This is a genomic window from Streptomyces sp. NPDC058646 (assembly GCF_042716875.1).
In the GTDB taxonomy this organism is placed as follows: domain Bacteria; phylum Actinomycetota; class Actinomycetes; order Streptomycetales; family Streptomycetaceae; genus Streptomyces.
This window is the reverse complement of sequence record NZ_JBHXRK010000044.1, coordinates 1-13,024: the sequence shown is the minus strand read 5'-3', so window position 1 is coordinate 13,024 and position 13,024 is coordinate 1. Positions and strand designations below refer to the sequence as shown.

Here is a 13,024-nt window from a genome sequence, read left to right as displayed (position 1 = left end):
CCCCGGCGCGAGGCGGGGCCGCGGTCCCGCAGGCCGTCGTCGCCTCGAAGGCGGCCGTCCCTGCGCGGGTCCGGGGCCCCCTGCGCGCCACGAGGGCGGGATCCCGACCCCGCCATAAGGAGACAGTCCCCATGAAGGGCTCTACGGCCTACACATCCATACAGAAGCGCGGCCTGCACATCGGCCTCCTGCCGCAGATGGCCGCGGCCGTGAACGGGTCGACACCGATATCCCTGGACCACGACCTGGACGTGCTGCCCGAGGTGGGCCGGCGTCTGACCGTGGCCGAGTACGCCGACCACGTGGACGACCTCGCGGCCCGCCTGTGGGCGGCGGGCGTCCGGCCCGACGAGCACGTCGTGCTCTACAAGACCGCCAACGCCGACCACTGGATGCTCGCCGCCGCGGTGTCCCGCATCGGGGCGGTCGTCGTGAACCTCTCGCCCGCCCTGGACGCCGCGACCGTGGCCGCCCTGATCGAGCGGGTGGGCCGGCCGAACCTGCTCACCGACGGGCCCAAGCTCGACGTCCTGGCCGGGCTGCCGCTCGCGGACCTCACCCGGCGGGTGATCGCCGTGAGCGGCGACCGGCCGGGGACGGTCTCCCTCGCCGGGCTCGCCGGTGCGCCGCGGGTCAGGCCGGTGATCCGGCCGATGGACGAGGCCGCCGTGATCACCCACACCTCCGGCACCACCGGGATCCCCAAGCTCGTCGTGCACACCCCCCGCACCCAGGCGGTCCGCCTCGTACCCCAGTGGCGGCTGCTCTCCCTGATGCGGAAGAAGGAGACCGTCGCGATCCACGTCCCCTTCGTGCACTCCCGGATGGTCGCGGCGATGTCCCTGGCGCTCCTCAAGGAGTACCCGGTACTGCTCATGAGGGAGTCGGATCCCGCCGAGGTCGCCGAGCAGCTCATCGAGCACCGGCCGGCGTTCGTCGAGGCGCTCCCCAACTCGCTGATGGAGTGGGAGGGGCTCGCCGGCGACCCGCGCGCGCCGTTCGGGTCCGTGAAGGTCTTCAGCAGCACCTTCGACGCGATCCACCCCGGGACGATGAGCAAGCTGCTCAAGGCGTCCGACCGGCGCGGCGCCCTGTTCTTCCAGATCTACGGGCAGAGCGAGGTCGGCCCGGCCGTCGGCCGCGCCTACTTCCGCGGCTCCGCCCACAAGGCGAACGGGCGCTGCGTCGGCTGGGCCATGCCGAACGGCGCCGCGCGGATCCGTGTGGTGAGCCGCGACGGCGAGACGCCGTCCGAGACGAACCCCGGCTTCATCGAGGTCGCGTGGGACGGCCTGGCCAAGACCTATTTCGGCGAGCAGGACCGCTACGACACCAACCGCAACGGCGACTGGTGGCGGACCGGGGACGTCGGCTACCGCTCCAGGTTCGGCTGCCTGCACCTGCTCGACCGGGAGGTCGACATGATCCCCGGGGTGCGCAGCTCCCTGGAGGTCGAGGACGTCGTGCTGGGCAGGCTGGACGAGCTGAGCGAGCTGGTCCTGGTGCAGGGGCCGAACGCCGAGGCGATCCCGGTGGTCTGCACCGTCGACGACGAACCGCTGGACCGGGACCGGTGGCGCGCGGCCGTCGCCGGTTTCCCCCAGCTCGCCGACCCCGTCCAGATCCCGCAGGCAGAGCTGCCGCGGACCGCCACGCTGAAGGTGCAGCGGCTCGCGCTGGCCCGCCGGTTCGAGCAGCAGCCGGAGGTGCGGGCCTGACTCCGGCCCGGCGGCGCACCACGCCGCCGCCGCGGCCGGCAACCACCGCAGGAGTACGGACCACGCAACCGAAGGAGATCACGGTGACCAACTTGATGCTGCTGCCGGACGGAATGCGCCGCTGGTCGGAGGCGAACGGCGTCTCCCTCGACGGCGGTTACGCGGCGATGGCGGACAAGCTGATCGAGTTCATGGACTGGGCCAGGGAGGAGGGCATCACCACCCTCTACGTCACGGCCTCGTCCGCCGCCAACCACAGCCGTCCCGCTGCCGCGGTGACCACGTTCATGGACGCGTTCAACGACGTGGCAAAACGAGTGCACCGGACCTGCAACTTCGACTTCTCCGGGTCGCTCGACCTCGTACCCGCACAGCACCTCGCAGAGCTGGAGGACCTGCGGGACCGGTCGGCCAAGGACTCGGGCTTCACCCTGCACTACATCCTGGGCATGTCCCTCACCGACGAGGTGATCGGCATCTTCAACGAACTCAACGGGAAGATCCCGGCCCTGACCGAGGAGATCCTGGCCCGTCACGCGTACGTCCCGGAAAAGGTCGACTTCCTCATCCGCACCGGCGGTGCGGTCCGCATGTCGTCCTTCTTCCCGCTGACGTCGCCGTACGCGGAGCTGTACTTCTCCCACCTCCTCTTCCCCGACCTGACGCGGTCCGATTTCGACGCCGCCCTCAAGGACCTCCGGGCGCGCGACCGGCGATTCGGCGGTTATCCGGCCTGATCCTGCCCGGCCGGCCCACCCGTTCTCGAGAATCCGTACAGCGGGACTCGCGTATCCCTCGAACGTCACCGGAATCAAGGCTTTCTGGGTCGATCCACTGCCGCAGGCCACTTATGCTGTTTTTAGTGTGGTCGCCGCCGGAATCGCAACCTGGGGCCTGTACGGGATTCCGGTGGAGACAACACACACGCTGACTATTGGAGGACAGGTGTCCGGAGTCACTGAAGTGGAAAAGCTGTACTCTGCCCTTCAGGAATCGGCCCGATTAGTGGGTGCACCCTACTCGCGTGACAAGGTCCAGCCGATCCTGACCGCCTTCGGGGACGCGCTCGCGGACGGCGTGGTCGTTTTCAGCGTGCAGACCGGCGGGCGCCATTCGGGAGAGCTGGACTACAGCTTCATGGCACCTCCGGGGCTCGGTGACCCCTATCCCCATGCGGTGGCCCACGGCTTCATCACCGAATCGGACCATCCCGTCCACTCCGTCCTCTCGGACATCCAGGGGCGTTGGGGAATCAGGGAGCACTTCGTCGACTGCGGCGTGGTGGGCGGCTTCAAGAAGCTGTACGCGCACTTCCCTGACGACCTGCAGAAGGTGTCGGCCCTCGCCGCCGTCCCGTCCGTGCCGCGCGCCGTGGCCGAGAACGCGGACCTCTTCGCCCGCTACGGGCTGGACGAGGTCGCGATGATCGGGGTCGACTACAAGCGCAGGACGATGAACCTGTATTTCCAGTTCTCCCCCGACGGCCGCCCCGGAGCCGAGGCGATCGGCTCGATGCTCCGCGAGATCGGACTCCACGAACCGGATCAGCGGATGCTGGAGTTCGCGCAGAAATCGATGAGGGCGAACATCACCTTCAGCTGGGATTCCCCCAGGATCGTGCGGGTCGCCTTCGCCCCGCCGCCGGGCCTCGGCCTGGATCCGGCGGCGGTACCCGCTCCGATCGAGCCGCACATCGAACGCTTCGTGACGACGGCTCCGCGCGCGTACGAGGGCGAACGCATGACCCTTTTCGGCGTCAAATGGTTCCCGGACGGGGAATTCATCGACGTCTGTACGTACTACCGGCTCTCGTCCTGGTACGAGCCCTATCGGTCGGCGGCAACCGACAAAGAGCAGGTCTGAATTCTTCCCGATGGCGGGTGTCCGACCCTGGAACGCAGCCCTCCAGTGAGTCCGCCACCCATCGGGACGTGAACATCGCCGCCATCTGCGCCCAGTTCCCATTTTGGTCCGAGAGGTGCTGCCGAAGCTGGTGGCGAAACGTGCGGGACCGGTCCGGTCCCGCTCGGCCGTCGCGTCACGGAACAACCGACGTGCCCGCCATGTGGGTGACGCCTCAAGTCCGTTCGATGGAACATGGAACAAGGAGATGATCATGGAAGCACGGAGCGCGGCCCCCGCGGCCGCACCGAGCTCGGGGGCGGCTTTGGACCCAAGGCGGTGGCTGATCCTCGCGGTGATCTGCACCGCCTACCTCATGGTCGGCCTCGACCTGACCGTGGTGAACCTGGCGATCCCGTCGGCCCAGGAAGCGCTCGGCTTCTCGGACGCCGACCGGCAGTGGATCGTGACCGCGTACGCCCTGCCGTTCGGCAGCCTGCTGCTGTTCTGCGGGCGGCTGTCCGACCTGATCGGCCGTAAGCAGACCTTCCTCATCGGGCTGACCGGCTTCGCGGTGGCCTCCGCCGTCGGCGGCGCCGCGACCAACTTCGGGACGCTGGTGACGGCCCGCGCGGCCCAGGGCGCCTTCGCCGCGATGCTGGCGCCGGCCGCCCTGGCCCTGCTGGCCACCACGTTCACCGACCTGAAGGAGAAGGGCAAGGCCTTCGGCATCTTCAGCGCGGTCGCGGCCAGCGGCACGGGGCTGGGGCTGATCATCGGTGGTGCGCTGACCTCCGCGCTGGACTGGCGGTGGTCCATGTACGTCAACCTGCTCTTCGCCGGCGTCGCGATCGTCGGAAGCGTCGTCCTGCTGAAGAAGCAGCCCAAGACGGGCGCCCGGATGGACGTCCCGGGCGTGCTGCTGGCGTCGGGCGGCATGTTCGGCGTGGTCTTCGGCTTCTCCAACGCTGCCGAGGACAGCTGGAGCACGCCCTCGACCTGGGGGGTCCTCGCGGTCGGCGCCGCCCTCCTGATCGGCTTCGCCTTCTGGCAGACGCGCGCCACGCATCCGCTGCTGCCGCCCCGGATCGTCCTCGACCGCAACCGCGGCGGCGCGTACCTGACCATGCTGCTCGTCGGGACCGGCATGTTCGGCGTCATGCTCTTCCTCGTCTACTACATGCAGAACGACCTCGGCTACTCGGCCATCGTCTCGGGCGTCGCCCTGCTGCCGATGATCGTGTTCACCGGCGTCGGGGCCAACACCAGCGCCGTCAAGCTGATGCCGCGCTACGGCCCCCGGCCGCTGATCACCGGCGGCCTGCTGCTCAGCGCGGTCGGCATGGCCTGGCTGACGGGGATCGGCACCGACTCCGACTACGCGCTGGACCTGCTCGGGCCGCTCATCGCCATCGGTGCCGGCATGGGCCTCATCTTCGGCGCGGCGCTGCGCACCGGCACCGCCGGCGTGGCGATGCAGGACGCGGGCATCGCCTCGGCGATGGTCAGCACCGGCCAGCAGCTCGGCGGCGCCATCGGCACCGCACTGCTCAACACGATCGCCGCCACCGCCACCACCAACTGGCTGAGCGGCCAGGTGCAGGGCAAGCCGTCGGCGGAGCAGCTCAGCCTCGCGGCGATCGAGGGCTACACCACGGTGTTCTGGTGGTGCACCGCCATCTTCGTCGCCGGCGCCGTCATCTCCTTCCTGATGCTGCGCAGCGGCCCGCTGCCCGCACCCGCGGGCGCTCCCGCCGCGAAGCCGTCCGAGCAGAGCGGGCAGCAGAGCGAGCAGAGCGGACAGGCCGAAGCAGCGCGTTCCTGACGCCTGCCGGCCCGGACCTCCGGGGACGGCGGCCGGCGGTGCCGGGGTGACCCGCGTACCGCCGGCCGCCGGTGTCCGGGGCAGCTCCCGCCCGGTACACCCACCACCCATCTGCAACCGTCACACCTTTCAAGGGACAAGGAACACGACCATGGCCGGACAACCTCCCGTCGCCTTCGACTTCGACAACGGCAACTTCTTCCGGGACCTGATCGGCGCGGCGGGCGACACGTCCGGCCACACGCAGGCCATCGGCCCCAAGGACTCGTCCGTCATCATCTGGATCCAGGCCGTCCTGCAGACCGCCTGGTTCGACGCGCTGGCGCCGTACCACCCGACCGCGGTCGGCGTGTACTCCCGCATCGGCCGCCGCCCCGCCGCCGAGTCCGCCACCAACCGGAACAAGAACACCGCGGCCCTGTACGCCTCGTACCAGGTGGTGAAGGCCGCGTATCCGGAGCGGGACCACGTCATGCGGCAGCTGCTGACGTTCGTCGGCCTGGACCCCGACGACGAGTCGGAGGACCCGACCACCGCCGTCGGCATCGGCAACATGGCCGGCAAGGCCGCCGTCGAGGCCCGCGCGCAGGACGGCATGAACTTCCTCGGCGACGAGGGCCGCACCTACAACGGCCGGCCCTACGACGACTACACCGGCTACCGGCCGGTGAACACCGCCTACGAACTGGTCGAACCCTCGCGCTGGCAGCCTGCGGTGGTCCCCCACACCCGGCGCGTCGGCGGCGGTCCGGGGGACAAGGCCATCTCCGTCGTCCAGCGGTTCACCACCCCGCAGCTGCGGCTGGCCAAGGCCTACACCTACAAGGACCCCGGCGAGTTCAAGCTGGCCCCCGACCACCTCGACCACACCGACGCCGGCGCGTACAGGAACGCGGTGGACGAGGTCCTGGCGGCATCGGCCGGGCTCACCGACGAGCAGAAGGTGAAGGCGGAGTTCTTCGACAACACCTACCTGGGCATCCTCCAGTCGACGAAGGCCGCGGCCCTGGCCCACGACCTGGACCTGGACGGCTGGGTCCAGCTGCTCTTCACGACCTCCGTGGCGCAGCTCGACGGCCTCATAGCCGCCTGGCACCACAAGCACGAGTACGACGCCGTACGGCCGTTCAGCGCCGTCCGGCACGTGTACGGCAGCCGTGCGGTGACGGCCTGGGGCGGTCCCGGCAAGGGGACGGTCGACGACCTCCCCGCCGACGAGTGGGCCGCGTACCTGCCCGTGGGGGACAGCCCCGACTACCCCTGCGGCACCACCACGCTCGCCGCCGCCGAGGCGCAGGCGGCGCGGCGCTTCCTCGGGGACGACGTGCTGGAGTGGACGCATCCCGTCCCCGCCGGCTCGACGCTGACGGAGCCGGGGATCGCTCCCGCCCAGGACATCGAGCTGCGCTACGCCACCTGGACCGACTTCGAGAAGGACTGCGCCGACAGCCGGGTGTGGGCGGGCGCGCACTTCCGGACGACGGCCGAGCGGTCCCTCGAATTCGGCACCCAGTTCGGCGACCGGGCCTACGAGTACGTGCAGCGTCACATCAACGGCGAGGTCGAGGACTGACCCCGGGCGGCGGACGCGCCGCCCCCTCGGCCAGGGGCGTGCTGCCCCCGTACCGCGGCTCCTGACGGCCGCGGTACGGGGGCAGCGCCGCGTGGTCCGCCTTCTGCTTCCGGCGCTGCCTTTCCGCGGATTTCCCGGTTCTTTCGTGGCTCCGGAGGGCCTTCCACGCCTTTCCCCTTTCACCTTTCCCGGCCTGTTCCGGGCCGATGCCGGCACTTGAGCAATCTGAGCGATGACACCGCCCGAGCGCTCCCGGCAATCTGTTCTGTGAACGCGTTTCGCCGGAGCGGGAAGAAATCCGCACGCCACCCGCGAGCGCGGCCGGATCAGAACTCGGGAAGGTCTCGCATGTCATCCACTCTTTATGGGTTTCCTGACAAGTTCGACGTCATCGTCATCGGCGGCGGACCCGCCGGTGCGACCACCGCGGGGCTTCTCGCCAAGCGCGGACACAGCGTTCTCGTACTCGACCGTGAGCGGTTCCCGCGGTACCACGTCGGCGAGTCGCTCATCCCCGCGTTCATGAAGCCCATGGAGGAGCTCGGTCTGACCGAGCGCATGGAGGCCCGGGGATTCGAGCGCAAGTACGGTGGCACGCTGGTCTGGGGCAACAACCAGATCCCGTGGAACTTCTCGTTCGGCGAGGGCGGTCCCTACGCCTACGCGTACCACACCCGCCGCGCCGACCTGGACGCGATGATCCTGGACCGGGCGCGGGAGCTGGGTGCCTACGTCGTCGAGGACGCGACGGTGAAGGACCCCATCGAGGAGGACGGCCGCGTCGTCGGTGTCCGGTACGCCCTGCGCGGCCTCGACGGGATCCGCGAGGCCCGGGCGTCCCTGGTCATCGACGCCTCCGGGCAGGCCCGCGTGCTCGCCCGCAAGTACGCCGAGGTCAACTGGCACGAGCAGCTGCAGAACGTCGCGGTGTGGACGTACTTCGACAACGCCCACCGCCTCCCCGGCGACGAGTTCAGCAACATCCTCATCGAGGGCCTCGAGGACGGCTGGTTCTGGGCCATCCCGATCGACAAGGGCACGACCAGCGTCGGCTACGTGACGCGTTCGGCGACGGCGGGCGCGACCGACAAGTCCCTGGAGGAGCTCTTCGTCTCCGAGAAGGCGAAGACCACCAAGCTGAAGGAACTCCTCAAGGACGCCCGCCAGTCCGCGGGCTACCGCACCGCGCGCGACTGGTCCTACACCAATGACCGTTTCCACGGGGACGGCTGGGTGCTGGTCGGCGACTCCGCCGCTTTCGTGGACCCGTTGTTCTCCACCGGAGTCGCGCTCGCGACCATGGCCGGCAGCGCTCTGGCGGGCATTGTCGACAAGATAATCAAGCACCCGGAGATCGAGGAGAAGGCGCTCGACCGGTACGCCACCGCGTACATGGACTTCTTCCACGACATCAGGAAGTTCGTGGAGCAGTTCTACGACCGCTCGAAGACCAAGGGCTTTTACTTCAGCCTGGCACAGGAGATCACCGACCCCGACCACGAGAACGACGCGAGCGTGGACTTCGTCAAGCTGGTCTCCGGGCTCAGCGGACAGCACCGCATGTTCAACCTCAACTTCGACGACCTCATCGCGGACGCCACGGGTCCGTCCATCGCGGAGAACTGAGTCCGGGCTTCCGGGACGGACGGCCGGAGGGGACGGAACCGGGTGTGCGGCAGTCACCGTGGACGGACTGCCGCACACCGGCCCGCACACGCCCCTCACTCCGCCACCCCCAGGAGACACGATGGCAGCTGCACACGACCCCTTGGCCGACCTGCTGATAGCCGTTCCCGTGGTGATCCTCGCCTGCAAGGCGGGTGCCCAGTTCGTCCGGCGGCTCGGCCAGCCGCCGGTGGTCGGCGAGATCGCGGTGGGCATCCTGCTCGGCCCCTCGCTGCTGGGCTGGCTCTGGCCCGACGTACAGAACTGGCTGTTCCCCCAGTCCGTCCTGCCGTTCATCGGCGCGCTCGGCAACATCGGCCTGCTCGCCTTCATGTTCCTGGTGGGGCTGGAACTGGACCTCGGCGCGCTGCGCGGCCACAGCCGGACCGCAGTCGCGATCTCCCAGGCGAGCATCGCCCTGCCCCTGGCCCTCGGCACCCTCCTCGCGCTCGGCATGTACGGCTCCTTCGCGCCCGACGGCGTGGACAAGCTGCCGTTCGTCCTGTTCATCGCGGTGTCCATGAGCATCACCGCGTTCCCCGTGCTGGCCCGCATCCTCACCGACCGCGGGCTGTACCGCACCAGGATCGGGGCCCTGGCGATGGCGTGCGCCGCGGTGGACGACGTGACCGCCTGGTGCCTGCTGGCGGCCGTGGTGGCGGTGACGAAGAGCAACTCGCCGATGGAGGCGCTCACGACGGCCCTGTACGCCGTGGTGTTCACGCTGTTCATGTACTACGCCGTCCGTCCGCTGCTGGCCCGCTGGCTCCGGCGCGGACACAGCGAGTCCGTCGTGCTCGTCGTCCTGTTCAGCGGCCTGTGCCTGAGCGCCCTGGCCACCGACAAGATCGGCGTGCACGCCCTGTTCGGTGCGTTCCTGTTCGGGGTGGTCACCCCGCGCGGCAGCCGTGTGGTGGAAGTGACCGGCGCCCGGCTTCGGGCCTTCACCGTGCCCGTGCTGCTGCCGCTGTTCTTCGTCATCACCGGTCTGAAGACCGACATCTCGCTGCTGGCCGGAGACCCCGTGCAGTGGCTGTGGACGGGCGCCATCCTCGCCGTGGCGGTGCTCGGCAAGTGGGGCGGCAGCACGGCCGCGGCCCGGGCCTCCGGGCAGCGCTGGTCCGACGCCATGTCGATCGGCGCGCTCATGAACTGCCGCGGGCTGACCGAGCTGGTGGTGCTGAACATCGGCCTCGGCCTCGGCGTCATCGGGCCCGACCTGTTCACGATGCTCGTGCTGATGGCCCTGATCACCACGGCCGCGACCTCTCCGGCACTGAGCATGATCCGCCGCCGGGCCGGTGAGCCCGAGACCGTGGACCAGCTCGACGCCCCGGACCGGACCGACGCCCCGGACGGGAAGGAGCCGCACGACCGGGACGGGAAGGCCGCGCTCCAGTCGGCCTGAGCCGTTCTCAAGTACTCCCCTACCGCCCCGCCGGACCCTGGCGGGGCGGTTCGTCGTTCCCGCCCGCCTCCGCGGCTCCCGGCACCGACCGCGTCTTGCGCGCAGGACCCGCACCCGAGCGCGATGCGATCCCTGCCTGCGCGCCCCCACGTACCTCCGGACGAAAGGGTCGGCCCATGACCACGCATGCCCCACCGCAGTTGAGCCCGCAAGCGTTCATCGACCAGAACCCCATGAGCCGCCGGCAGTGGCTCATCGTGGTGCTGGGCCTGCTCATGATGGTGGCCGAAGGGATCGACACCACCGTCGCCGCCTTCGTCTTCCCCAAGATCGTGGACGAGTGGGGGACCTCGCTCGACGCGGTGACCGCCACCGTGACGCTGAGCGTCCTGGCGATGGCCGTCGGCGGCATGGCCGCCGCTCCGCTCGCCGACCGGTACGGGCGCAAGGGCGTCACCGTCGCGGGCATCGCCCTGTTCGGCCTGGGTACGGCGTCCATGGGGCTCACGCAGGGCATCGGCGCCTTCGCCGGACTGCGGATCGCGGTCTGCCTGGGGCTCGGCGCGGTGCTGCCGACCGTGCTGGCCCTCGTCGCGGACTGGACGCCGGCCCGGCGCCGGGGCCAGATGGTCGCGCTGGCCTTCACCGGCATCACCGCCGGATCCGCCGTCGGCGGACTGCTCGCCGCGGGTTTCATCCCCGCGTTCGGCTGGCCCATGCTGATGGCCGTGTGCGGGCTCGCTCCGCTCCTGCTGATCCCGGCGGTCATCCGCTTCATACCGGAGTCCGTGAGCGTGCTCGCCGCCCGCAACCAGCCGGCAAAGCTCCGTAAGGCCCTCGCCACCGTCCTTCCTGGCCAGGACCTGTCCGCCGTGGCCCTGGACCGGACCGAGGCACGGCGGCGGGCGCGGCCCGCGACACGGGTCATCCTGTCCCGCGAGTTCGCCCTCACCAACGCCCTGCTGTGGCTGTGCTTCGTCGTCGGGCTGGGCGTCGTCGGCCTGCTCCTCAACTACCTGCCGCTGCTGGGTGAGCGGACGGGCCTGACGGCCGCACAGGCCGGAGTGACCGTCGCGGCGTTCGGCTGGGGCGGCCTGGCGGGACAGCTCTCGGTGTCCTTCGCCCTCAAGCGGTTCGACCGGTTCCGGCTGCTGGCCGTCCTGTGGGGACTGAGCGTGCTCGGCCTCGGCGCGGCTGCCGTGTGGGCCGTGCAGTTCTCGGCGCTGCTCGCGGCGGCGTTCGTCCTAGGACTCTGCCTGCCGGCGGCCAACAACGCGCTCCAGGTGATCGCCGCGGTCGCCTACCCGGGGTCCGTACGCGCCACCGGACTGAGCTGGGCGAGCGGTATGGGACGGCTGGGCGCCCTGGTCAGCGGTCTGCTCGGCGGCCTGATGGTCAAGGCGGGCTGGACGATGGGCACCGTCCTCCTCGTCCTGGCCGTGCCTGTCGCCCTCGGCATCGTGGCCGCGCTCGCCCTGCGCGCCCGCAGCCACGTACAGCAGGTGCAGCAGACCGAGCCCTCCTCCGCGCCCCAGCCGCCCGTCACCCGCGCCCCCCAGCCCGTCCTGCCCACGCTGGCCGATCAGGGCACGCGCTGACGGGCGTACGGACGGGTGCGCCCTCGTGACCCGGCCCGGTGGCCGGGGTGGTGCAGGCGGTGGTGCAGGATGGCCGTCGTGACACCAGGTCTCGAGGGGGGAGCCGGAATGACCCGGACCGACGAGTTCGAGGACCTGCGGCCGCTGCTGTTCTCGATCGCCTACCGGATCCTGGGCAGCGTGAGCGAGGCGGAGGACGCGGTCCAGGACACCTGGCTGCGCTACGAGACCTCGCCGGCCCGGCCCGACTCGGCCAAGGCCTTCCTGTCGGCCGTGGTCACCCGCGTCTCGATCGACGTGCTGCGCTCCGCCCGGGTCCGGCGGGAGCAGTACACCGGGCAGTGGCTGCCCGAGCCGCTGCTGACCGACCCCTACGAGGATCCGGCGCGGTCGGTGGAGCTGGCCGACTCGGTCTCGGTGGCGTCCCTGTTGCTGCTCGAACGGCTGAGTCCGCTGGAGCGGGCGGTCTTCGTGCTGCACGAGGTGTTCGGGTTCGGGTTCGCCGAGGTCGCGTCGGCGGTGGGCAGGTCACAGGCCGCCTGCCGCCAGCTCGCGGTGCGGGCGCGCCGTCACATGCACGAAGGACGCCCCCGGTTCGAGGCGGACCTCCGGGAGCGGGACGAACTGGCGGCGCGGTTCTTCGAGGCGTTCGCGGAGGGCGACGTCGAGGGCCTGTGCGCCCTGCTCTCCGCCGACGTCCAGCTGGTCGGTGACGGCGGCGGGAAGGCCCCGGCGCTGGCCCGGAGCGTCCTCGGCGCCGAGCCGGTGGCCCGGGTGCTCGCCGCGGCCTTCGGGGCGTTCGTCCGGGCCGGAGTGGGACTGGAACGGCACGAGGTGAACGGCCAGCCGGGCGCGGTCTTCCGCGACCGGGACGGCAAGGTGGTGCAGACCCTGACCCTCGACGTGCTCGACGGGCGGATCCAGGCGGTCCGCACGGTGATCAACCCCGACAAGCTCGGGCACCTGGGTCCGGTGGCGGACGCCTGGGCCCTCAAGCGCGAGGCGCACCGGGGCACCCGGTAGAGGCGCGGGCCCCGACAGCGGGGCCGGGCTGAACGGCGCTGCACGTGAGCTCGACGTTCCGTGGCCCGCAGGAGACGCGCGGACCGGACGTTCCTAGGGTGGGCCCTGCACACCCTCCCCTGGTGCGCGCCCGCCCGCCATCATCCCCCGACGGCGGGCGGGCGCATCGGCGCACCCGGTGGGAGCGGACTACTTCACCGGCTCCGGATCCTGAGCGTCCTCGGCCTCCTGCGCACCGGTGGCTTCCGCGGGCGCCTTCACGGATTCGAGGAGGAGTTGGGCGACGTCGACGACCTGGACGGATTCCCTGGCCTGGCCGTCGTTCTTCTTGCCGTTGACCGAGTCGGTGAGCATGACCAGGCAGAACGGGCA

The 13,024-nt window shown here is 70.5% G+C and carries 10 protein-coding genes; 9 read left to right on the top strand and 1 reads right to left on the bottom strand.

The window, feature by feature from the left end; translation table 11 throughout:
* Nucleotides 1–131: 131 nt before the first annotated feature.
* From ACFWUZ_RS33775 to ACFWUZ_RS33735, 9 genes are all read left to right on the top strand, one after another.
* A complete protein-coding gene (locus ACFWUZ_RS33775) occupies nt 132–1,718 on the top strand; it encodes a class I adenylate-forming enzyme family protein (RefSeq protein WP_384381536.1) in 1,587 nt (528 codons plus the stop codon).
* A gap of 83 nt (nt 1,719–1,801) precedes the next feature.
* Nucleotides 1,802–2,455 carry an undecaprenyl diphosphate synthase family protein gene (locus ACFWUZ_RS33770; RefSeq protein ID WP_384381534.1) on the top strand — a complete coding sequence of 218 codons (654 nt, stop codon included), beginning with the start codon at nt 1,802–1,804 and terminating at the stop codon, nt 2,453–2,455.
* Between the two features lie 127 nt (nt 2,456–2,582).
* Entirely contained in the window at nt 2,583–3,581 is a 999-nt protein-coding gene (locus ACFWUZ_RS33765; protein WP_384381532.1) for an aromatic prenyltransferase, read from the top strand.
* A 253-nt stretch (nt 3,582–3,834) separates the two neighbouring features.
* Complete coding sequence (locus ACFWUZ_RS33760) at nt 3,835–5,385, top strand: MFS transporter (RefSeq protein WP_384381530.1); 1,551 nt, start codon at nt 3,835–3,837, stop codon at nt 5,383–5,385.
* A gap of 151 nt (nt 5,386–5,536) precedes the next feature.
* Nucleotides 5,537–6,958: a DUF6851 domain-containing protein gene (locus tag ACFWUZ_RS33755; protein ID WP_384381528.1), complete on the top strand. Its 1,422-nt coding sequence runs from the start codon at nt 5,537–5,539 to the stop codon at nt 6,956–6,958.
* A 348-nt stretch (nt 6,959–7,306) separates the two neighbouring features.
* The gene (locus tag ACFWUZ_RS33750) at nt 7,307–8,584 is read left to right on the top strand and encodes an NAD(P)/FAD-dependent oxidoreductase (RefSeq protein ID WP_384381526.1); all 1,278 of its coding nucleotides are present in this window, start codon (nt 7,307–7,309) and stop codon (nt 8,582–8,584) included.
* A gap of 121 nt (nt 8,585–8,705) precedes the next feature.
* Nucleotides 8,706–10,031 carry a cation:proton antiporter gene (locus ACFWUZ_RS33745; RefSeq protein WP_384381524.1) on the top strand — a complete coding sequence of 442 codons (1,326 nt, stop codon included), beginning with the start codon at nt 8,706–8,708 and terminating at the stop codon, nt 10,029–10,031.
* Between the two features lie 176 nt (nt 10,032–10,207).
* Nucleotides 10,208–11,629 (top strand): MFS transporter, encoded by a 1,422-nt coding sequence (locus ACFWUZ_RS33740; protein WP_384381522.1) that lies wholly within the window; start codon nt 10,208–10,210, stop codon nt 11,627–11,629.
* A gap of 108 nt (nt 11,630–11,737) precedes the next feature.
* Entirely contained in the window at nt 11,738–12,652 is a 915-nt protein-coding gene (locus tag ACFWUZ_RS33735; protein ID WP_384381520.1) for an RNA polymerase sigma-70 factor, read from the top strand.
* Nucleotides 12,653–12,841: 189 nt separating this feature from the next.
* Here ACFWUZ_RS33735 and ACFWUZ_RS33730 read toward each other — a convergent pair.
* A partial coding sequence (locus ACFWUZ_RS33730; RefSeq protein WP_384381518.1) for a hypothetical protein occupies nt 12,842–13,024 on the bottom strand: 183 nt, incomplete at its 5' end.